Origin of the sequence: Variovorax sp. S12S4 (assembly GCF_023195515.1) — a bacterium.
Taxonomy (GTDB): Bacteria; Pseudomonadota; Gammaproteobacteria; order Burkholderiales; family Burkholderiaceae_C; genus Variovorax.
Genome location: NZ_JALPKR020000002.1, coordinates 3,742,103 through 3,762,821, shown reverse-complemented (window position 1 = coordinate 3,762,821; position 20,719 = coordinate 3,742,103). Strand labels below are relative to the sequence as shown.

The 20,719-nt window shown below is 65.1% G+C and carries 21 protein-coding genes and 2 tRNA genes; 5 read left to right on the top strand and 18 right to left on the bottom strand.

Annotation, left to right across the window (positions count from 1 at the left end):
* Nucleotides 1–113: 113 nt before the first annotated feature.
* Nucleotides 114–815 carry a Bax inhibitor-1/YccA family protein gene (locus M0765_RS18485; protein ID WP_258505283.1) on the top strand — a complete coding sequence of 234 codons (702 nt, stop codon included), beginning with the start codon at nt 114–116 and terminating at the stop codon, nt 813–815.
* Between the two features lie 61 nt (nt 816–876).
* Here M0765_RS18485 and rlmD read toward each other — a convergent pair whose 3' ends face one another.
* Genes rlmD through surE form a run of 5 tightly spaced genes read right to left on the bottom strand, consistent with a single transcriptional unit; the run spans nt 877 to nt 5,839 of the window.
* Nucleotides 877–2,337 carry a 23S rRNA (uracil(1939)-C(5))-methyltransferase RlmD gene (gene rlmD, locus M0765_RS18480; protein ID WP_258505281.1) on the bottom strand — a complete coding sequence of 487 codons (1,461 nt, stop codon included), beginning with the start codon at nt 2,335–2,337 and terminating at the stop codon, nt 877–879.
* Between the two features lie 52 nt (nt 2,338–2,389).
* On the bottom strand, nt 2,390–3,403 hold the full coding sequence (locus M0765_RS18475; protein ID WP_258505280.1) for a sigma-70 family RNA polymerase sigma factor: 1,014 nt from the start codon (nt 3,401–3,403) through the stop codon (nt 2,390–2,392).
* Complete coding sequence (locus M0765_RS18470) at nt 3,403–4,293, bottom strand: peptidoglycan DD-metalloendopeptidase family protein (protein ID WP_258505278.1); 891 nt, start codon at nt 4,291–4,293, stop codon at nt 3,403–3,405. Before M0765_RS18470 ends, M0765_RS18475 begins: the two co-directional genes overlap by 1 nt.
* Nucleotides 4,294–4,304: 11 nt before the next feature.
* Complete coding sequence (locus tag M0765_RS18465) at nt 4,305–5,078, bottom strand: protein-L-isoaspartate(D-aspartate) O-methyltransferase (RefSeq protein WP_258505276.1); 774 nt, start codon at nt 5,076–5,078, stop codon at nt 4,305–4,307.
* A 2-nt stretch (nt 5,079–5,080) separates the two neighbouring features.
* Complete coding sequence (surE, locus tag M0765_RS18460) at nt 5,081–5,839, bottom strand: 5'/3'-nucleotidase SurE (RefSeq protein WP_258505275.1); 759 nt, start codon at nt 5,837–5,839, stop codon at nt 5,081–5,083.
* A 127-nt stretch (nt 5,840–5,966) separates the two neighbouring features.
* Between surE and M0765_RS18455 the strand changes: the two genes are divergently transcribed.
* A complete protein-coding gene (locus M0765_RS18455) occupies nt 5,967–6,953 on the top strand; it encodes an NADPH:quinone oxidoreductase family protein (RefSeq protein ID WP_258505274.1) in 987 nt (328 codons plus the stop codon).
* A gap of 87 nt (nt 6,954–7,040) precedes the next feature.
* Here M0765_RS18455 and M0765_RS18450 read toward each other — a convergent pair whose 3' ends face one another.
* The 3 genes from M0765_RS18450 to M0765_RS18440 all read right to left on the bottom strand — a co-directional run bounded on the left by M0765_RS18450 (nt 7,041) and on the right by M0765_RS18440 (nt 8,306).
* Entirely contained in the window at nt 7,041–7,385 is a 345-nt protein-coding gene (locus M0765_RS18450) for an H-NS histone family protein (protein WP_258505272.1), read from the bottom strand.
* 276 nt (nt 7,386–7,661) lie between these two features.
* A tRNA-His gene (locus M0765_RS18445) sits at nt 7,662–7,737 on the bottom strand.
* Between the two features lie 74 nt (nt 7,738–7,811).
* Nucleotides 7,812–8,306 (bottom strand): YbhB/YbcL family Raf kinase inhibitor-like protein, encoded by a 495-nt coding sequence (locus tag M0765_RS18440; RefSeq protein ID WP_258505270.1) that lies wholly within the window; start codon nt 8,304–8,306, stop codon nt 7,812–7,814.
* Between the two features lie 348 nt (nt 8,307–8,654).
* Here M0765_RS18440 and M0765_RS18435 point away from each other — a divergent pair, with 348 nt between their 5' ends.
* Together M0765_RS18435 and M0765_RS18430 are read left to right on the top strand one after the other, a co-directional pair.
* Nucleotides 8,655–8,903, top strand: coding sequence for a GlsB/YeaQ/YmgE family stress response membrane protein (locus M0765_RS18435; RefSeq protein ID WP_126747350.1), 249 nt, complete (start codon nt 8,655–8,657; stop codon nt 8,901–8,903).
* Between the two features lie 19 nt (nt 8,904–8,922).
* Nucleotides 8,923–9,255 carry a hypothetical protein gene (locus tag M0765_RS18430; protein WP_126747351.1) on the top strand — a complete coding sequence of 111 codons (333 nt, stop codon included), beginning with the start codon at nt 8,923–8,925 and terminating at the stop codon, nt 9,253–9,255.
* Nucleotides 9,256–9,297: 42 nt separating this feature from the next.
* On the opposite strand, the gene M0765_RS18425 is transcribed toward M0765_RS18430, so the two are convergent.
* From M0765_RS18425 to M0765_RS18400, 6 genes are all read right to left on the bottom strand, one after another.
* Nucleotides 9,298–9,972, bottom strand: a complete 675-nt coding sequence (locus M0765_RS18425) for a histidine phosphatase family protein (RefSeq protein WP_258505268.1) — start codon at nt 9,970–9,972, stop codon at nt 9,298–9,300.
* A 60-nt stretch (nt 9,973–10,032) separates the two neighbouring features.
* On the bottom strand, nt 10,033–11,943 hold the full coding sequence (locus M0765_RS18420; protein WP_258505267.1) for a SurA N-terminal domain-containing protein: 1,911 nt from the start codon (nt 11,941–11,943) through the stop codon (nt 10,033–10,035).
* Between the two features lie 75 nt (nt 11,944–12,018).
* Nucleotides 12,019–12,094 (bottom strand) — tRNA-Val (locus M0765_RS18415).
* 27 nt (nt 12,095–12,121) lie between these two features.
* The gene (locus M0765_RS18410; RefSeq protein ID WP_007830705.1) at nt 12,122–12,394 is read right to left on the bottom strand and encodes an HU family DNA-binding protein; all 273 of its coding nucleotides are present in this window, start codon (nt 12,392–12,394) and stop codon (nt 12,122–12,124) included.
* Between the two features lie 212 nt (nt 12,395–12,606).
* On the bottom strand, nt 12,607–13,692 hold the full coding sequence (locus tag M0765_RS18405) for a tartrate dehydrogenase (RefSeq protein WP_258505259.1): 1,086 nt from the start codon (nt 13,690–13,692) through the stop codon (nt 12,607–12,609).
* Nucleotides 13,689–14,603, bottom strand: a complete 915-nt coding sequence (locus tag M0765_RS18400) for an alpha/beta fold hydrolase (protein ID WP_258505257.1) — start codon at nt 14,601–14,603, stop codon at nt 13,689–13,691. Before M0765_RS18400 ends, M0765_RS18405 begins: the two co-directional genes overlap by 4 nt.
* A gap of 70 nt (nt 14,604–14,673) precedes the next feature.
* Here M0765_RS18400 and M0765_RS18395 point away from each other — a divergent pair, with 70 nt between their 5' ends.
* Nucleotides 14,674–15,636: a LysR substrate-binding domain-containing protein gene (locus M0765_RS18395; RefSeq protein ID WP_258505256.1), complete on the top strand. Its 963-nt coding sequence runs from the start codon at nt 14,674–14,676 to the stop codon at nt 15,634–15,636.
* Nucleotides 15,637–15,653: 17 nt separating this feature from the next.
* On the opposite strand, the gene M0765_RS18390 is transcribed toward M0765_RS18395, so the two are convergent.
* The 4 genes from M0765_RS18390 to M0765_RS18375 all read right to left on the bottom strand — a co-directional run bounded on the left by M0765_RS18390 (nt 15,654) and on the right by M0765_RS18375 (nt 20,644).
* Nucleotides 15,654–16,541 carry a DMT family transporter gene (locus M0765_RS18390; RefSeq protein ID WP_443303855.1) on the bottom strand — a complete coding sequence of 296 codons (888 nt, stop codon included), beginning with the start codon at nt 16,539–16,541 and terminating at the stop codon, nt 15,654–15,656.
* A complete protein-coding gene (pgsA, locus tag M0765_RS18385; protein ID WP_126747358.1) occupies nt 16,538–17,104 on the bottom strand; it encodes a CDP-diacylglycerol--glycerol-3-phosphate 3-phosphatidyltransferase in 567 nt (188 codons plus the stop codon). Before pgsA ends, M0765_RS18390 begins: the two co-directional genes overlap by 4 nt.
* Before the next feature lie 56 nt (nt 17,105–17,160).
* Entirely contained in the window at nt 17,161–19,122 is a 1,962-nt protein-coding gene (gene uvrC, locus M0765_RS18380; RefSeq protein WP_258505252.1) for an excinuclease ABC subunit UvrC, read from the bottom strand.
* 76 nt (nt 19,123–19,198) lie between these two features.
* Nucleotides 19,199–20,644 (bottom strand): M20/M25/M40 family metallo-hydrolase, encoded by a 1,446-nt coding sequence (locus tag M0765_RS18375; RefSeq protein ID WP_258505250.1) that lies wholly within the window; start codon nt 20,642–20,644, stop codon nt 19,199–19,201.
* Nucleotides 20,645–20,719 lie beyond the last annotated feature (75 nt).

Genomic DNA, 20,719 nt, shown 5'->3' with positions numbered 1-20,719 from the left:
CCGGTCCCGGCGCCCTTAGGACCATCATCCATACGGTCTTTGTATCACCCCCTCTTGCAGAACCCTAGAATGCGCCCAACTGCGTCAGTGCAGCAACCAAAGGAGCTACTGCCATGAACGACCGCGTGACCACCCTCGACACTTCCACCGGCTACGGCCAGGTGCTGCCGCAGGCTGAGCGCCAACGCGTCCTGCGCAACACCTACTGGCTGCTCGCCCTGAGCCTGTTGCCCACCGTGCTGGGCGCATGGATCGGCGTGAGCACCGGTATTACCCGCTCGCTCACGGGCGGGCTGGGCCTTATCGTTTTCCTCGGCGGCGCCTTCGGCTTCATGTTCGCCATCGAGAAAACCAAGAACTCGGCCGCCGGCGTGCCGGTGCTGCTGGCCTTCACCTTCTTCATGGGCCTGATGCTGTCGCGGCTCATCGCCATGGTGCTGGGGTTCAAGAACGGCTCCGAGCTCATCATGACCGCGTTCGGCGGCACCGCCGGCGTGTTCTTCGTGATGGCTTCGCTGGCCACCGTGATCAAGCGCGACCTGTCCGGCATGGGCAAGTGGCTCTTCGTCGGCGCCATGGTGCTGATGGTGGGCTCCATCATCAACGTCTTCGTCGGCTCGAGCGCCGGCATGATGGCCATCTCGGTGGCCGCCATCGGCATCTTCTCGGCCTTCATGCTCTATGACCTGAAGCAGATCATGGACGGCGGCGAAACCAACTACATCAGCGCCACGCTCGCGCTCTACCTGGACCTGTTCAACGTATTCCAGAGCCTGCTGGCCCTGCTGGGCATTGCCGGCGGCGAGCGCGACTGATCGAATCGAACGAAGGCGCTTCCCGCGGCGCCAAGAAAAAGGGCCCCGTCGGGCCCTTTTTTCATGCCAGATCGAACACCGCAATCGACTCCACGTGCGCCGTGTGCGGAAACATGTTGATCACTCCGGCAAAGGTGCAGCGGTATCCCGCCTGATGTACCAGCAGGCCGGCATCGCGCGCCAAGGTGGACGGATTGCAGCTCACGTACACGATGCGCTTCGGCGGCGTCCAGCCGTCGGTTCGCAGCTCCGGCTGCAGGTGCAGGTCGGCCATGGCCTTGGCGAGCGCGAACGCGCCTTCGCGCGGGGGGTCGACCAGCCACTTGTCCGCGCTGCCGTCGGCCACCAGCATGGCGGGCGTCATTTCGAAGAGATTGCGCGCCACGAACCGGGTCGGCGAAAGCGCCCGCCTGGCCAGCGTGGCTGGTTCGTTCTTCTTGAAGTTGTCGCTCGCGCGCGCCACCAGGGTGTCGCTGCCTTCGATGCCCAGCACCTCGCGCGCACGGCTGGCCAGCGGCAGGGTGAAATTTCCCAGCCCGCAGAACCAGTCGATCACCCGCTCTTGCGGCTGCACATCGAGAAGGCGCAGCGCCTTGCCCACCAGCGCGCGATTGATGTGCGGGTTGACCTGCGTGAAATCAGTTGGCTTGAACGGCATGGTGACGCCGAACTCGGGCAGTTCGTACGACAGCGGCGTGCCGCCCTCTTCCAGCAGCTTCACTGTCTCGGGGCCTTTGGCCTGGAGCCACCATTGAACGCCGGGGTTCTGCGCCGCGAACGCTTTCAGGCGGCCGATGTCCGCGCTGGACAGCGGCTCCAGGTGCCTGAGCACCAGCGCGATTGTGCCGAGCGCGGTCGTTCCCGGCGCATCACCGCAGGCAAGTTCGATCTGCGGGCAGGTCTCGCGTGCATCCATCGAGCCGATGAGTGCGCGCAGCGGCATCAGCATGTCGCTGACCTGCTTAGGCAGCACCGGGCACACCTGCATGTCGGCGAGATACCGGCTCTTGCGCTCATGAAACCCGATCAGCACCGTGCCCTTCTTGACCACGTGGCGCACCGAGAGCCGGGCGCGGTATCGGTAGTGCCAGGCCGGCCCTTCCATCGGCCGCAGCACGTTCTCGGGCCGCACCTTGCCGAGATGCCACAGGTTGTCTTCGAGCGCACGCTGCTTCACCGCCACCTGCGCCGCGGCGTCCAGATGCTGCATCTTGCAACCGCCGCACGCGCCGGTGTGCAGCCCGAAATGCGGACAGCCCGGGCGCACGCGTTGCGACGATTCACGCCGGATTGCGGTGACCGTGCCCTGCTCCCAGTTGTTCTTGCGCCGGTGCACGTTGAGCTGCACTTCCTCGAAGGGCAAGGCGCCCTCGATGAACACGACCATGCCCTCGGCGTTGTGCGCGACGCCCTGCGCGTCCAGGTCAAGCGACTCGACCTTGAGCCATTCGTCCGGGGCGCTGGCCGGGGTCTTCCCGGCCGCTTTCGTGGGGACTTTCTTTTCTTCAGTGGATTCCGTCATCCCCCGATTGTCTCAGCGCCGGCCCGGCCTCCCGCGGCTGCGCCGGCGCCGCCTAGAACAAGGCGTCGCGCCCCACACCGGAGCGGACCAGCTGGCGGCGCATCTTGGCGAGCGCCTCGTTCTGGATCTGCCTCACGCGCTCCCGCGTCAGGCCCAGCCGAACGCTCAGGACCTCGAGCGTTTCGGGCTCCCGGTCATGCAGGCCGTAGCGACCTTCGAGCACCTCGCGCTCGCGCGCATCGAGCGCATGAACCCATTGGTCGAGCAGGCGTTCGACCTCGTGCGTGTGGGTCACGTCGGTCGGACTGCTTCGCTCGTCGTCGGAGGCCACGGTGTCGGCCAAGATAAAGCCCTCGTCGCCGTGCGCGTCGCCGCCATCCAGGGAGCGCGGCGCCTCCGCAAGCGCCAGCAGCTCCGCCACTGCCTGCACTTCGCGTCCCAGAAATGCGGCGATGTCTTCCACCCGCACACCGTCGGGCCGGTTCGCCAGGAAGTCTGAATCGCCCTCCAGCGTGCGGCGGGCCCGCAGCACCTGCTGCAGTTCGCGCACCACCTGCACGGGCAGGCGGATTGCACGCGCCTGCGTCATGACGGCTCGCTCGACCGATTGCCGGATCCACCACGTCGCATAGGTGGAAAAGCGAAAGCCGCGCTCGGGTTCGAACTTGGTGATCGCGTGCATCAGGCCGAGGTTGCCTTCCTCGATCAGATCGGAGAGCGGCACGCCGCGGCCCAGATACGCCTTGGCGATGTTCACAACCAGCCGCAGGTTGTGTTCGATCATCGATTGCCGCGCTGCAAAGTCGCCGGCGCGGGCAGCGCATGCGGCCTGGTATTCCTGCTCGGGCGTGAAGAGTTCCGTGCGCCGCACCTGCCGCAGGTAGATGGTCAGGGCATCCGCGCCCTCGCCGCCTAGCGGTTCGGCAAACGCAATCGGGTCTGCGGCAGCACGGCCGGGCCTTGCGGCAGGCGTGCTCTCTGGATTGTTGTCTGCGGCCGCTTCGCCCTTGCCCACCGCCCGGCGCACAGGCAGTGTGCGACGGGGGCGAGGAGGCGGCCATGGCATTACCGGCTCGGCAGGTAGCGTGCCGGATCGACAGGCTTGCCCTGGCGACGGATTTCGAAGTGCAGCTTGACACGGTCCGCGTCGCTGTTGCCCATTTCGGCGATCTTCTGTCCCTTTTGCACCGACTGGTCTTCCTTCACGAGCAGCGTCTGGTTGTGCGCATACGCCGTGAGGTAGGTGTTGTTGTGCTTCAGGATGATCAGGTTGCCGTAGCCGCGCAGGCCCGCGCCTGCATAGACCACGCGGCCATCGGCCGCGGCCAGGACCGCGTCGCCGGCTTTGCCGCCGATATCGAAGCCCTTGTTCTTGGCGTCGTCGAACCCTGCGATGAGCGTGCCATGCGCGGGCCAGATCCAGCCGAGATCCTCGTCGCCCGAATTGGCGGCGGGTGCCGATGGCGATGCGGTGACCGCCGGCTTGCTGGCCGCCGCGCTCGCGGGCGCCGCGGGCAACACCGCGGGCGGCGTCACAGGCTTGGTTACGGCGCCCTCGGCGGGAGCGGCCGCGGCCGCCACGGTGGTGGACGTCGGCCCCACCGGAGGAACCACGCGCAGCACCTGGCCGACTTCGATCAGGTCGGGATTCTCGAGATTGTTCCAGCGTGCAATGTTCTGCCAGCCTTGGCCGGTTTCGATTCCGATGCGGCGAATCGTGTCGCCGGGGCGCACAGCGTAGTAGCCCGGCTTGCCATAGTTCTCGATGCCGGGCAGCGGCTTGCCCGACGCATCGGTGGTGATGAGCGGGCCTCCGGGTGCCGCATTGGGGGCGCGCGTCATCGTGCCACGGTCTTCGACCGGCGCCGGCCCTCGCGGTGCGGCGCAGCCCGCGATCACGAGCACAACGGCCAACGTGATACCAGCGCACCAACTCCGATTGCCAAAACCCTGCATGTGTTGTTCCTTCAAGCGATGCCCGATTTTAGGGGGACAAAGTGAACCGCCTCAAGAATGCGGCGCTCCAGTCCACGGGCGGTTTTATCGATGACGACGAGGGCCTGTCCGCCCCCCGCCGATTGCGTGGGCGCGACGATGCGTCCGCCCACTGCGAGTTGATCGGTCCAGGCTTGCGGGACCGCTTCGCCGCCTGCGGCGGCGATGATTCCTGCGTAGGGCGCACCCTTGGCGTAGCCAACCATGCCGTCGCCGAGCATCAGGTGCACGGTCGCGAGCCGGAAGTGCCGCAGGTTGGCGCGCGCGCGCTCGTGCAGCCCGCGCAAGCGCTCGATGCTGTAGACCTCCGTGGCCACATGGTTCAGCACCGCGGCCTGGTAGCCGCAGCCGGTGCCGATTTCGAGCACGCGTCCGAGCCGCTCTTGCGGCTTGCCCACCAACGCGGGCGCACCCAGCAGAAGCTCGATCATGCGAGCCACCACGCTGGGCTTGGAAATGGTCTGGCCCAGCCCGATGGGCAGGCTCGTGTCTTCATAGGCCTGGTTGACCAGCGCACTGTCGACAAAACGATGCCGCTCCACCGCGCCCAGCGCACGAAGCACGCGGGGGTCGGTAATGCCTTGGGCGGCGAGCTTCTGCACCATGCGTGCGCGCACGGCGTCGGAAGCCATCGAGGGGGTGGCCGGCACCATTGGCTTGGCCGGCACGGCGGGCATGCGCCCTCGCGTGGCGGCCGATGCGGTGGGTGTCAGGCGAACCGGGAAACCAGGCCGTTGCGTGGCCATGCTCAGTTGCCGAGACGGGCTACCGTCTCGCGCCATTGCGCCAGGTTGGCGTGATCGGTCAGGTCGATCTGCAGCGGCGTCAGTGCCACGTGGCCCGCGGCGGTTGCGTGAAAGTCGGTGCCTTCGCCGCTGTCCTTGGCGCTGCCGGCGCCCGCAATCCAGTACATCGTTTCGCCGCGCGGGCTTTCCTGCGTAATCACCTTTTCTGCCGCGTGGCGGCGGCCGAGCCGGCAAACCTTGATCGGCTTGAGTTCCTCGAACGGCCGGTTCGGCACATTCACGTTGAGCAGGAAAGCGCCGCCTTCGATCATGCGCTCGCTTTCGATCCGCTGAACCAGCCGGCGCGCCACTTGCGCGGCCGCATCGACATGCGCCCAGCCTTTTTCGATCTGCGAGAACGCAATGGCCGGAATGCCGAACAGGTATGCCTCCATCGCCGCGCCGACGGTGCCCGAGTAGATGGTGTCGTCGCCCATGTTGGCGCCGTTGTTGATGCCGGACACCACCAGGTCGGGCCGGTAGTCGAGCAGCCCCTTGAGCGCGATATGGACGCAATCGGCCGGGGTGCCCGTGACGTAGCGAAAACCGTTGTGCGCCTTGTGCACGTAGAGCGGTGCGGCCAGGGTCAGCGCATTCGACTTGGCGCTGTTGTTGTGCTCGGGTGCAACCACCTCGACATCGGCGATGTCTTTCAGGGCGTCGTGCAATGCGACGATGCCCGGCGCCTGAAAGCCATCGTCATTGGAAATAAGTATCTTCATGGTGCTTCTGGGTGCCCCGGATTGTAGGCGCCGGGTGCGTCGCAGCAGGGACAACGGCGCCCTGCCGCGCCCCCTATCATCGCCTCGCATTCATTGCCCACACACGACTCATCCAAGGAGACCGAGCATGCACGCATGGCTTTGCGAAAACCCCACCGGCGTCGATGCGCTGACCTGGAAGGAACTGCCCACACCAACGCCGGGTCCGGGCCAGGTGCTGATCGAAATCAGGGCTGCCAGCCTCAATTTCCCCGATCTGCTGATCGTCCAGAACAAATACCAGATCAAGCCGCCCCTGCCCTTCGTGCCCGGTTCGGAATACGCCGGCATCGTCCAGGCGGTGGGCGAAGGCGTCACGCATCTTTCGATCGGCCAGAACGTGGCGTGCCTTTCGGGAACCGGAGGCTTCGCAACCCACACGCTGGCGCCGGCCGCGCTTTGCATGCCTTTGCCGGAAGGCTTCGGCCATGTCGACGCGGCGGCGTTCATCATGATCTATGCCACATCGTGGCATGCGCTGATGGACCGGGCGCAGCTGAAGGCCGGGGAAACTGTGCTCGTGCTGGGTGCCGCCGGCGGCGTGGGCACCGCGGCCATACAGATCGCAAAGGCAGCCGGTGCAAAAGTGATTGCGGCGGCTTCCACCGACGAGAAATGCGAACTCTGCCGCTCCATTGGCGCCGATGCCACCATCAACTACACGACGCATGCGCTTCCAAACGGCTTTCGCGACGCCATCAAGGCGGCGACCGACGGCAAGGGGCCTGACGTCATTTACGACCCGGTGGGCGGCGATTTTGCGGAGCCGGCATTTCGCTCGATCGGCTGGCGCGGCCGCTATTTGGTGGTCGGCTTTGCATCGGGCCCGATTCCGTCGCTGCCATTGAATCTGACGCTGCTGAAAGGCGCATCGCTGGTTGGTGTGTTCTGGGGCGATTTTGCCAAGCGCGAGCCCAAGGCCAATGCACAAATGATGGCTGAATTGGCGCAGTGGTACGGCCAGGGAAAGATCAAGCCCGTGATCGACAGCACGATGCCGATGGCAGAATTGAAAGCGGCCTACACCCACATGGGCTCACGCGGCGTCAAAGGAAAACTCGTCATGGTGAACTGAGCGCCCTGCGCCCGGTTGGTTCCACGCCCGCAATAAAAAAGCCCGCAGATGCGGGCTTTTTTATTGGCTGAAGGCCCTGTCGAGCGTTTACTTGATCTCGAACTCGGAAAGCGACTTGCCGGCGGCCAGGGCTTCGGTCACCCAACGCGGCTTGCGGCCACGACCGCCAGACCAGGTTTCACCGCTCGGGCCGCGGTATTTGGCCGCTGCCTTGGCTCCGGGAACCGCGTTGCCGCGCTTGACCGACCCGCCGCGCGCGCTGAGTTTCAGATCGGAAGCGGTCAAACCGTATTCGGCGATTTTCTTGCGCACCTCTTCAATGACGCCCGCACGTTCTTGGTTGCGGAGGTCTTCGGCCTGCTTGCGCAATTGCGCAATCAGCTCGTCGTGCTTCTTGATCTGGGAATTGATATCGGCAAGGGTCGAAGCCATTGTGGACTCCTGAAAATTGGAAACGGGGCGGATTTTAATTCAATTCCAATTTAAAACAAGCATGCCGGTACCAGAAAAAACCCGGGGCGCACCGTTAGTTTGCGGCGGCGCACAATGCAAAGCGCACTTGGCTCGCGCGTTCTTATCGAACAAAAAGAGGGAATACAAGGGGTTAAGCCCCAACGGCAGCAACAGCCGGAAATGACAACGCCGGGGCTGGCCCGGCGTTCATGCCCCCTTGGACGCTATTGCGCAATAGCAGTCAGGGAAAGTATTTGGGGTGGCTGATGGGACTCGAACCCACGACGACCAGAATCACAATCTGGGACTCTACCAGCTGAGCTACAGCCACCGAAGAGCCCGCAATTGTAGCGTCAAAAACTCCCGTTTTCGCCACCGGGCATTCAAAGACGCTTGAAGCCCTGCTCAACCCGTTGCCAAAGGGCCCGCCGGCGCGGTCTTCTCGATCTTGATGGAGCCGTCCGGCCTTTCGCAGGTGCCAATCAGCAGGCCGCTCGCCAGTGCATGCTCGCGCAGCGCTTCGAATATTTCGTCGCGCCCCGGCGTGGACGAAAACGAGGGCGCGCTGCCGAGCGCAAACAACTGAAAGGCGTAGCGGTGCGCGCCGTGCCCCGGAGGCGGGTCCGGCGGTAGCCACGCGGCCTGCAGTCCCGAGTTGCGGCCAACCTGCAGGCCGGCAGTGCCTTCGTTGTCGCGGCTCGGAATTGCGGCCTCGTCGAGCTTGCCGTCGCTCGGCCGCAGCCCCACCACGATCGCATGCACCAGCGGATTCGGGGTTGGCGAGTCGGCATCCTCCACCACCAGCACCAACGAAGTGGTTTCCGCCGGCAGTTGGGCCCACTGGAAGCGGCGGCGACAAGCCTTCGCCGTCGGCCGTATAGCGCGGGGGCAGCGGCCCATGGTCCACGAATGCCACGCTGGTCAGGGCGATGGACGCCATGCCCTGCCGCATTCCGAGCGTATTGAAAACGATCTTGTCCAGGCCGGCACGCACGCCGTGCAGGGCGTGGCCAATGACTTCAGGCAATTTTTCGAGCATGGCTTCGGTATAGCCCCGTCCGGCAGTTCACCCTGTAGGACGCCGCTGCATGCAAGAGATGGCGGTCGTCCGCGCCAAATTTCTCGAACGCAAATCCGATGTATTTCCCGGCCCGTGGAGCCGGTTTTGCTCCGCTATCATGATCGTCGCCCGAATCAACGGGCAATGCTTTCCCGCTTCTTCCAATTCACCGCCAAAGGAACTTCTTCATGAGCATCGTCTGGACTATTCTGATCGGGTTCATCGTGGGTCTGGTTGCGCGGGCCGTCAAGCCGGGCGACGATTCCGCCGGCTTCATCGTGACCACGCTGATCGGCGTTGCGGGTTCATTGATCGTGACCTATGTCGGCCAGGCCATGGGCTGGTACACCGCGGGCCAGGGCGCCGGTTTCATCGCGTCGGTGCTCGGCGCGATCGTGCTGCTCGTTCTTTACGGCCTGATCAAGCGCAAGAGCTGATTCCGGGGGCTGCGTAGGGATGCCGCGCAAACCACGCGCCAAGCATCATGTCTACGTGGTCGAGCTCGACGACCGCGTATGGAACCATGGCCGCTTCAGGCGGGCCAATCCCGACTATCAACTCGGCAAGCCTTTCGTCTATGTCGGAATGACCGGGCTCGACCCGGACATTCGCTTCGACAAGCACAAGGCCGGCATCCAGGCGAACACCTTCGTGCAGGAGTTCGGCCTGCGGCTGCTGCCCGCCCTCTATGAGCGCTACAACCCGATGAGCTACGAGGACGCGCGGTCGATGGAGGTCGAACTCGGCATCCGGCTGCGCGCGAACGGCTATGGCGTCTGGCAGGCCTGAAACCGACGCCCTCTTTCAACGCCCTCTTCTGGCGCTGCAGATTCAGGCGTAAGTGATCCAGCCCTCGTAGGCCGGGGCATCCAGGTGCGGCAGGGTGTTGTACGTCACGAGCATGTGGCGCTTGGGCGTAAAGGCGAACTCCGTCACCGCCGTATTGCGAATGCGCAAGTTGAGTTCGATGGTCGTTTCCGCGCTCGTGCCAAGCACATGTCCGACCGCCGTGCTGATCGGTCCGCCGCTCGACACCACCAGAACTTTTGCGCCATGGTGGCGGTCGCGCACATGGTCGAGCGCCGTGGTCACGCCCGCCAGAAAGTCCACATAGCTCGGCATGCCGGCAGGCTGGGTCGTGCCTTGCATCCAGGCGCCCAAGCCGCTGCGCAAGAGGCGGAAATGGTGGCGGTACATCTCGGGCGAATCGGGCTTCTCGAGCTTGCCTTCGTGGATGGTGGCAATGACAGCCTCGCTGTCGTACTCGTTGAGCCCGGGCCATGGCAGCACGTCGTCGCGCTGCAGTCCGAGCCCTTGTGCAATGCCCTCCCAGGTCTGCCGATGCCGCTTCAGGGTGCCCGTGATCACCGCATCGAAGTGCATGCCGCGCTCGCGCCAGTATTCACCCAGCCGCACGGACTGCCTGTGTCCGAGCTCGCTCAGGTTGTCGTAGTCGGCAGCGCCGAAACTGGCCTGCCCGTGGCGCACGAGATAGAGGGTTCCCATGCATGCGATTCTGGCGACAAGCGCATTGCGCGCTTGTCCCTCGTGTGACGGAACGCCGGGTCAGCGTGCCGCTGGCAGCGTGTCAGCTGGCTTCGGCACGAGGATCTCGGCCTTGAAGCGTTCCTTCAGCATGTTGTAGTACGCCACGTCTTCCGCGGCAGCCACAGATTGGCCGACCTGCGCGTTCTCTTGCTGCGCCTGCTCAGGGGCCGAAGGCGTGCGCGGAACGACCTTGGTCACGCGAACCACCGCATAGCCCTGGGTGCCCAGTTCGACACCCACCAGCGCGGGCAGCTTGGACGCATCGGCACGCAGCGCGGCATCGATGATCGCCAGCGGCTGGCTCTGCGATTCACGGCGCGAAACCGTGACCGGTGCGCCAAAGGTTGCGCCGTCGGCCTTCGTGGTCCAGGCAGCAAGCTTGGCTTCGCCTTCGGTCTTTGCCAATACCGCGGCGCGTTCGGTGACGAGTTGCGCGCGGATCTTGTCCTTCACTTCGGCCAACGGAATGGGACGCGCCGGCGAGTACTGCGTCACGCGGCCAGATGCGAGCTGGTTCGAACCGACTTCGATGGCTTCGGTGTTCTGCTTGCGGTCGAGCGAATCGGGCGCAAACAACGCACTCAGGAAGTTGCGGCTCGCCAGCGCGCCGGTGGCGCCCGGTGCGGGCGTGCGCGCCACATTGGTTGCAGTCTGGATCGTGAGCTTCAGCTTTTCCGCCGCCGGCTTGAGGCTGTCGGGCTGCTGGTACACCGCGTCGGTGAAGGCTTCCGCGGCCTTTGCGAACTCCTGCGTTGCCTGTTGCGCGCGAACGTCGCTCTCGATGGTGGCGCGCACCTGCTCGAACGGAGGCACCACGGCCGGCTTGATGTCGGTCAGCCGGATGATGTGATAGCCGAACTCGGTTTCGATCACGTCGCTGATGTCACCCTTCTTGAGCGCGAACATCGCGTCGTCGAAAGGCTTGACCATTGCGCCGCGGGTCACGAAGTCGAGGTCGCCGCCCTTCTCGGCGGAGCCAGGGTCCTGCGAATTCTTGCGCGCCACATCGGCAAAGGTGGTGGGTGCCTTCTTCACTTCGGCTAGCAGTTGTTCTGCTTTTGCCTTGGCTTTCTCACGATCGGCCGCCGACGCGCTGGCCGGTGCGGTAATCAGGATGTGGCTCGCGCGGCGCTCTTCCTTCGTGCCGAAGCGCGCCTTGTTCTGTTCGTAGTAGGTCTTGAGGTCGGCCTCGTTCACCGAGACGTTCTTCTTGGCTGCCTCGAGGTCGAGCACCAGGTACTCGATGCTGGCCTGCTCGGGGGCCTGGAACTGCGCCGTGTGGTCCTTGTAGTAGGTCTCGATGTCGGCATCGCTGATCGTCACCTTCGATGCGAAGCTATCGGGAGTGAAGCGTGCGACCTGGATCTCGCGGCTGTCATAAAAGGCGTTGATGGTGGCGGCAGCCAGCGCGGGCGGCGTGAACGCCGTACCCGAAATGCCCAACAGCACCTGCTGCGTTGCAAGGTCGGCGCGCATCGAGGCCTCGTACTGCTCCGGCGTGCGGCCGGTCACGCGCTGGAAGGTCTCGCGATCGAACTTGCCGTCCGGCGTGCGGAATGCGGCAAGGCCCGAGTCCTGCGCGAAGATGCGGGTCAGCCGCTCTTCGGAAACCGTCATGTTCGACTTGGCCGCAGCCGCTGCCAGCACGCGGTCGCGCACCAGCCGTTCCAGCGTGGCATAGCGCATTGCATCGGAATCGAGCAGCGTCGGGTCGACGTTCGGCGACTGCTGCCGGATGCGGTCGACTTCGTTGCGGTGCTGCGCGTCCCATTCGGAACGGGTGATGTTGTTGCCATCGACACGCGCAACCTTTTCCTCGTTGCCGGAGCCCTGGTAGCGGTCCACACCGAAGAGGACGAACGAGGGAATGATCAGCAAGAACAAGAAAATCATGACGATCTTGTTGTACTTGCGGAAGAAATCAAACATGCTTGAACACTCTCTTGCGACGGATGTCGAACGGCAATAAAAAAGGCGAACCTGTGTTCGCCTTTGCATCGGTGGTGGTGGGTGCTGAGGGGCTCGAACCCCCGACCTACGCCTTGTAAGGGCGCCGCTCTACCAACTGAGCTAAGCACCCCACCGGGAAACTCTCCGAGTCTACGTCTTAGTTGAGCGCGTCTTTCAGCGCCTTGCCCGGACGGAACTTCGGAATCTTGGCGGCCTTGATTTTAATCGCGTCGCCGGTCCGGGGATTGCGGCCGGTGCGAGCAGCCCGCTTGCCCACTGCGAAAGTGCCAAAACCGACCAGCGACACGGAGCCGCCTTTTTTGAGCGTGGTACGAATGGCGCCGATGGTGGATTCGAGCGCGCGCGTGGCGGCTGCCTTGGAAATATCGGCGTTTTTTGCGATGTGCTCAATCAGTTCGGTCTTGTTCACAAGGGCCCCTTGTCGAAGAAATAAAGTTGGTCGGCTTTCGTCAGTGCGACCTGGCCGCGAATGACGCGGCGCAAGAAGTGTGGCAGGACTGACGCCTCGGCAGCGCGCTGCCAGCGAGGATTACAACCACTGGTCTGCAGGGTGTCAATACGACACGAGGCCATGCAGAACAGCGGAGCGCGCGATTTTAGGGGCGTTTCGTGAACTCTATTTCAAAGCGCTTCGGCAATTGCCTTGCCCAAGTCGCTGGTGCTCGCCTTGCCGCCGATGTCGGGCGTGCGCGGTGCTCCGCTTTGGGGCGCGAGCACCTTTTCAATGGTGGAAAGAATCGCGTCGTGCGCCTTCTTGTGCCCCAGGAACTCGAGCATCATCGCGCCGCACCAGATCTGTCCAATAGGGTTGGCAACGCCCTTGCCGGCAATGTCGGGCGCCGAACCGTGCACCGGTTCGAACAGCGAAGGCGTCGTGCGCTCGGGGTTGAGATTGGCGCTGGGCGCAATGCCGATGGTGCCGGTGCATGCCGGACCCAGGTCGGACAGGATGTCGCCGAACAGGTTGCTGGCCACCACCACGTCGAAGAAGTCGGGCCGCTGCACGAAGTGGGCGGTGAGGATGTCGATATGGAACTTGTCGAGCTTCACGCCCGGGTAGTTCTTGGCCATTTCGGCCACGCGCTCGTCCCAGTACGGCATGGTGATCGAGATGCCGTTCGACTTGGTGGCGCTCGTCAAATGCTTCTTCGGCCGCGATTGCGCAAGCTCGAAGGCGAACTTGAGCACGCGGTCCACGCCCACGCGCGACATCACCGTTTCCTGCACCACGATCTCGCGCGGCGTGCCTTCGTACATGCGCCCGCCGATGCTGGAGTATTCGCCCTCGGTGTTCTCGCGCACGATGTACATGTCGATCTCGCCCGGCTCGCGCGGGGTGCCGTCGCGGCGCACCACGGGTGCGATGATGCCGGGCATCAGCCGTGCGGGGCGCAGGTTGATGTACTGGTCGAACTCGCGACGGAACAGCAGCAGCGAACCCCACAGCGACACGTGGTCGGCAATCTTCTCGGGCCAGCCCACCGCGCCGAAGTAGATCGCATCGTGTCCGCCGATCTGGTCCTTCCAGTTGTCGGGCAGCATCTTGCCGTGCTTCTCGCAGTAATCCCAGCTAGAGAAATCGAAGTGGTCGAACTTCAGGTCGATACCGAACTTGCGCGCCGCGGCATCGACCACGCGCAGGCCTTCGGGCATGGTTTCCTTGCCGATGCCGTCGCCGGCGATGACTGCGATTCTGTGGGTGGTCATGGTCTGGTTCCTTCTTGCTGGAGAGGGGGAGTAAAAAACTGGAGTGCTTCGGCGAGCACCTCGCCGGGAGCTTCTTCCGGAACATAGTGGCCGCACGGCAATGCACGGCCCGAAACCTGCCGGGCGCATTCGCGCCAGAGCGCCAGCACGTCGAAGCACCGGCCTACCGCGCCGTGTTCGCCCCAAAGCACGCGCAGGGGCTGCGCAAGTTGCCGGCCGGCGGCAATGTCGGCGCGGTCATGCACGAGGTCGATGGTGGAGGAAGCCCGGTAGTCGCCGCAAATGGATTCGGCCGTGCCCGCTATTGCGGCGCAGCGCTCGTACTCGGCCAGCACCTCGGGCGCGAAGGGCGCGAGCCCCGCGTGGCGCCCGCCCATCACGCTGCGCACGTAGCGCACAGGGTCCGAAGCAATCAGCGCCTCGGGCAGCGGCGGCGGCTGGATCAGAAAAAACCAGTGCCAGTAAGCGCGAGCAAATGCCTCGCCGGCGTTCTCGTACATCGAGAGCGTGGGCGCGATGTCCAGCAGCAGCATGCGATCGACGGCAGCGGAATGGTCCGCCGCCAGCCGGTGCGCCACACGCGCGCCGCGATCGTGTGCAAGCACGCCGAAGCGTTCGAAGCCATGGTGCCGCATGGCGGCGAGTGCATCGAGCGCCATCTCGCGCTTGCTATAGGCCACGTGCTCGGCGTCGTCCGCGGGGCGGCCAGAGTCGCCGTAGCCGCGCAAGTCCACCGCCACCACAGTGAACCGCTCGGCAAGCGCCGGTGCCACCCGATGCCAGATGAGGTGCGTCTGCGGATGGCCATGCAACAGCAGCAACGGAGCACCGCGGCCGCCGATGCGGCCATGCACGCGCACGCCGTTGCGTTCGATGTCGAATTCAGGAAAGTCGAAGAAGGAAGCAGTCACGCAGCCATTGTGCGTTGCGCTCTGCCGGCCATCAAGCAACAATCAGCCAATTCATACTTTCCAATCTGGCATGAATTCATTGTCGATGGACCGGGGCGACCTGGAGTTGGTGTTGACCATTCGCGACCAGGGCAGCCTGGCGGGCGCTTCCGCCACGCTGGACGTGGTGCCTTCGGTGGTGACCAAGCGACTGGGCGCACTCGAGGCGCGGCTGGGCCAGCGGCTGTTCGAACGCACCACCCGCCGGCTCAGCGTCACGGCCGAGGGCGAGGCTGTCTGCCTGCATGCCAAGGCGCTGCTCGAGGGTTTTGCGGCTCTCGAAAGCGAACTCGGCGAACGGCAGAACGAACTGGTCGGCACGATACGGCTCGCCGCCACCTTCGGGTTCGGCCGGCGCTGGCTCGGCCCCGCGCTGGCCGCGTTCCAGGCGCGGCACCCCGGGCTGCAGATCGAGCTGCTGCTGACCGAGCGGCTCCCGGACCTCGGCGCCGAAGGCTACGACGGCGCGCTGTGGCTCTGGGCCGTGCAGCAGCGCCGCGCGGCCGACTGGGTCACGCGCCGCATCGCGCGCAACCAGCGCGTGCTTGCCGCCTCTCCTTCATATATAGAGCGGCGCGGCCTGCCGGCCACGGTCGACGCGCTGGGCACGCACGACTGCCTGGTGGCGCGCGAAAACGGCGAGGTCAACCAGCACCAGTTCGCGCTGTGGACGCTGCGCCACGCGCGCGACGGCAGCACGGCGCGCGTGCGCGTTCAGGGGCCGCTGACAAGCAATTCCGGCGAGATGGTGCGCGACTGGTGCCTGGCCGGCCACGGAATCATGCTGCGCAGCCTGTGGGATATTGCGCCGCAACTGGCGTCCGGCGAATTGGTGCGCGTGCTGCCCCACTATGCCATGCCCGATGCGGACATCCACTGGATCGCGCCCTGGCGCCCCAAGACGCCGCGCCGCGTGCGCCTGCTGCTCGACCATCTGGCCGAACAGTTCCGCGGCGAACCCTGGAAGCCGGGAAAGCCCGGTTCGCCGCGCTGAAAGAAAAACGCGCCCGGTCAGCGCTCGCTGCGCACCACCAGGCTCACGCCCGCCGCAGTCAGCCCGATGCCCAGCAAGGTCACCAGGGTGATCGGCTCGCGGAACAGCAGCCAGGCCATCACCGCCGTACATGGCGGCACAAGGTACAGCAAGCTGGTAACGGCGGTGGCCGTGCCGCGCTGGATCAGCATGTAGAGCAGCGAACTGCCGCCGAGCGACAGCACCAGCACCGACCACGCCATGGCGCCGGTCGAGTACACGTTCCATTCGATGCCCTGCGTTTCCATGGCCGCAAAGGGCAAGGTCACGAGCAACGCCGCCGCCATCTGCACGGCGCTCGCGCTGCGAACGTCGCACGGCGCAACGAAGCGCTTCTGGTACAGCGTGCCCGCGGTAATCGAAAGCAGCGCCATGACGGCGAGCCCCATCGTCAACGCACTGACTTCAGTGCCCTGCCCGAACTTGCGCGACACCACGAGCACCAGGCCGGCAAATCCCAGGACCAGCCCTGCCCATTGGCGCTGCGAAATGCGCCCGCCGGTGAACGAAAGCCAGATGGCGGTCAGCACCGGCTGGATGCCGACCATCAGCGCCACCAGCCCCGCGCCCATGCCCGCATGCACAGCAGCCCAGACGCCGCCCAGGTAACCCGCCTGCATCAGCACGCCCGTGGCCGCAAGGTGCCCCCACTGCGCACGCTCCTTCGGCCAGGCGACCCGCGCGAGAGCGACCCAGATGCAGAAGCACACGAGAGACAGCGCATAGCGCACGGCCAGGAACTTGAGTGGCGGCGCATACGGCATGCCGTACCGCGCGACGATGAAACCCGTGCTCCAGATCAGCACGAAGACCGCCGGCATGGCCCGCAGCCACCCGGAGCCACGTGCCGCGGCCGCCGCCGTCATTTGCTGTGGGCCCGGATCTCGGGAATGGCCTTTTGCAGGTAATAGACCATCGACCACACGGTGAGCACCGCCGAGATCCAGATCAGCCACTGGCCCCAGAGGCCCGTGTCGATGACCTTGAACAGGCGCCCGTCATAGAGCAGGAACGGAATCGCGACCATCTGCACCGTGGTCTTCACCTTGCCGATCATGTGGACCGCCACGCTCTTGCCAGCGCCGATTCGCGCCATCCATTCGCGCAGCGCCGAGATGGCGATCTCGCGGCCGATGATGATCAGCGCCACGAACACATCGGCGCGTTGCAGGTGCACCAGCACCAGCAGCGCGGCGCACACCAGGAACTTGTCGGCCACCGGATCGAGGAAGGCGCCGAAGGACGAGGTCTGGTTGAGCTTGCGCGCCAGATAGCCGTCGAGCCAGTCGGTGGCGGCAAAGACGATGAACATCACCGTGGCAATCAGGTTGCGCATCGGCTCGGCGATCGGCAGGTAGAACACGCCAACGATCAATGGAATCGCGACGATGCGCGTCCAGGTCATGATGGTCGGGAGGGTCCAGAACATGCGGGCGATTGTGTCATGCGCGCGTGACCGGCCGAAGGCCAAAGGGCAAATCGGCGTCAGTGCAGTGCGCGATAGATTTCCTCGGCAAGGTCGGTGGCAATGCCTTCGACCGATGCGATGTCCTCGACGCTGGCGGCCGCCACGCCGCGGATTCCGCCGAAACGCTGCAGCAGGCGCGCCCGGCGCTTCGGCCCGATGCCCGGAATGTCTTCGAGCTGGCTGCCGCCCACGCGCACCTTCGCGCGCTTGGCACGCATGCCCGTGATGGCGAAGCGGTGCGCCTCGTCGCGGATCTGGGCGATCAGCATCAGGGCGGCGGAGTCCTTGCCCAGGTAGACCTTCTCGCGGCCGTCGGCAAACACCAGTTCCTCGAGCCCGACCTTGCGGCCCTCGCCTTTCTCCACGCCCACGATGAGCGAGAGCGCCAGGCCCAGCTCGCTGAACACTTCGCGCGCCATCGACACCTGGCCCTTGCCGCCGTCGACCAGCACCAGGTCGGGCATGCGCGCGGCCTTGGTCCTCGCGGGTGCATCGGTGCCCGCGCCCGCGGCATCGCCCATGGGCGGCGCGTCGGTCTCGGCCGCCATTGCCTCGGCGAGCTTGCCGTACCGGCGATGCAGCACCTGGCGCATGGCCGCGTAGTCGTCGCCGGGCGTGATGCCCTCGATGTTGTAGCGGCGGTACTCGCGGTTCTGCATCGTGTGGTGCTCGAACACCACGCAGGATGCCTGCGTCGCCTCGCCCGCGGTGTGCGAGATGTCGAAGCACTCGATGCGAAAGTTGTCGAGGTCGTCGGGCGCAAGCTCCAGCGCATCGGCCAGCGCGCGGGTGCGCGCCTGCTGCGATCCTTCTTCCGCCAGGAGGCGCGCCAGTTGCAGGCCCGCGTTCGTCTCGGCCATTTCGAGCCAGTGCCGGCGCTGCTCGCGCGGCTGGAACACCGCCGTCACGCGCGAGCCGGCCTGCTGGGAGATGGCTTCGATCAGCTCGCGGCCCACCAGATGGCTCAGCACCAGCGTGGCGGGTACCGGCACGTCGATGTAGTGCTGGGCAATGAAGGCCTCGAGCACCTGCACTTCGATCGAATCGGCCGGCGCGGGCACCACGCCCTCTTCCGCATCGAGCTCGCCATGATGGATTTGCGCGGCGTCTTCCACGTGCACGGGAAAGTAGGCGCGGTCGCCCAGGTGCCGGCCGCCGCGCACCATCGCCAGGTTGACGCAGGCCTTGCCGCCCTGCACCTTCACGGCGAGGATGTCCACGTCCTTGTCGGAAGCAATTTCGATCGACTGCTGGTGCAGCACACGAGAAATCGCCGACATCTGGTTGCGCAGCTCCGCCGCCTGCTCGAATTCGAGCTTCTCCGCGTGCTCGGTCATGCGTGCCTCGAGCTTCGACAACACCAGTTGCGTGTCGCCCATCAGAAAGGCTTCGGCGCTGGCCACGTCCTGCGCATAGGCCTCGGGCGTGATGTAGCCCACGCACGGCCCGGTGCACCGCTTGATCTGGTACAGCAGGCAAGGCCGCGTGCGGTTGGCGTACACCGTGTCTTCGCAGGTGCGCAGCTTGAATACTTTCTGCAGCAGCTGGATCGATTCCTTCACCGCCCAGGCGCTCGGGTACGGCCCGAAATAGCGGTGCTTCTTGTCGACCGCGCCGCGGTAGTAGGCCAGCCGCGGAAACTCGTGCGAGGCGATCTTCAGGTACGGGTAGCTCTTGTCGTCGCGAAACAGGATGTTGTAGCGCGGCTTGAGCGTCTTGATGAGATTGTTCTCGAGCAGCAGCGCCTCGGCCTCGGAGCGCACCACGGTGGTCTCCATGCGCGCGATCTTCGAGATCATGTGGCCGATGCGCGTGCCGCCATGGCTCTTCTGGAAATAGTTCGCAACCCGCTTCTTGAGGTTGCGCGCCTTGCCCACATAGAGCACCGCGCCGGATGCATCGAAATAGCGGTACACGCCCGGCAGCTGCGGCAGGGCCGCGACTTCGCTGAGCAATTGATCGGAATGCACGTCTGACATGGCGGCTATTGTGGCGCGCTGAAGAAAGCAGAAACGCGGCGACCAGCTCGGCCGCCGCGTTTCTTATGACCCGGAGTTACTTGGCGAGTTCGCTCACCAGCCGATACAGGAACTCGCGACCGTCATACAGCCGCTGGATCTCGATGCGCTCGTCCAGCCCGTGGGCGCGCGCGTCCGCCGGGTCGAGGAACATGCCCGTCACACCGTACATCGGAATGCCGGCATTGCGCATGAAGCGGCTGTCGGTAGCGCCCGTGCTCATTGCCGGCACCACGGGCACACCCGGCCACATGGCCTGCGTCACCGATTCGACCGTCTTCACGAGATCGCCGTTCAGCGGAGAGGCCGGGCTGCGCAGCGGCTTGCCGACATTGCGCACCACGATCTTGTCGTTTCCGATGGCCTGGGTCAGCAGGCGTTCGATTTCCTCGGGGTCGTCATGCGGCAGGATGCGGCAATTGACCGTGGCCTTGGCCGACTGCGGAAGCGCATTTTCGGCATGCCCCGCCTGCACCATGGTTGCCACGCAGGTGGTCCGCAGCTGCGCGTTGTAGGCCGGATTGGCCGAAAGCCGCTCGATCACCGCGGCATCGGGGTTGCCGCTGCCAATGGCGCGCATGTCGTCCGCCAGCTGGCCGGTGGCAAACGGCGCACTGCGTGCGAAATAGGTCTTCGTGACATCGGCCAGCTTGACCGGGAACGCGTAGTTGCCCAGCCGCTCCAGGCCCGCCGACAGCGCATAGATCGGATTGCTCTTGGTCGGCACCGAGCTGTGGCCGCCCACGTCGCGCGCCTCGAGCATGTAGGTGGTGTACATCTTCTCGGCCACTTGCATGCGGTGCAGGTTGGGCTTGCCGCCGCGCAGCTCCCCGCCACCGCCTTCGTTGATGCCGAATTCCGCCTGCAGCAGCTCGGGCTTGTTGTTGATGAGCCAGAAGGCGCCGTTGCTGAGCGCATCGCCGCGCTCCTCGTCGGCCGTCAGCGCCAGGATGATGTCGCGCCTGGGCTTGAAGCCTTCCTGCTTGAGCTGCCCCAGCACCGACACAAGCGCCGCGGCCATCGCCTTGTCGTCGATGGAACCCCGGGCCGTGAAGTAGCCGCCGGTTTCCTGCAGCTTGAAAGGATCGGTCTTCCAGTCTTCGCGCTTGGCCTCGACCACGTCGAGGTGCGCCAGCAGCAGCAACGGCTTCTTGCTGCCGTTGCCCTTGAAGCGCAGCACCAGGTTGCCCTTCTTGGGGAAGGGCTCGAAGATCTGGATGTCGCCCGGGGCAAAGCCCGCATCGACCAGCCGCTTTTCCATGGCACGCGCCGCCAGCGTGTTGTCGCCCACCGAATGGCTGGTGTTGATCTCGATCAACTCCTTGTAGATGCCATGAAACCGCTGCTGTTGCGGCGTGAGCGACGGCGTGGTCTGCGCCGAGGCGCCCACGACGCCGCCCAAGGCCAAGGACAGGGCGAGCACGGTTCTCGCCGTGCGAAGGCAACCAGGGAACAGCGGCGAACGGCGGGTCTTCATGCGCATGGTTTCTCGCTCCGGGATGTTGTGGTGCCGGCCAGCATACCAAGCAGCCACCACTGCCCCGGCCCGCCGAAGACG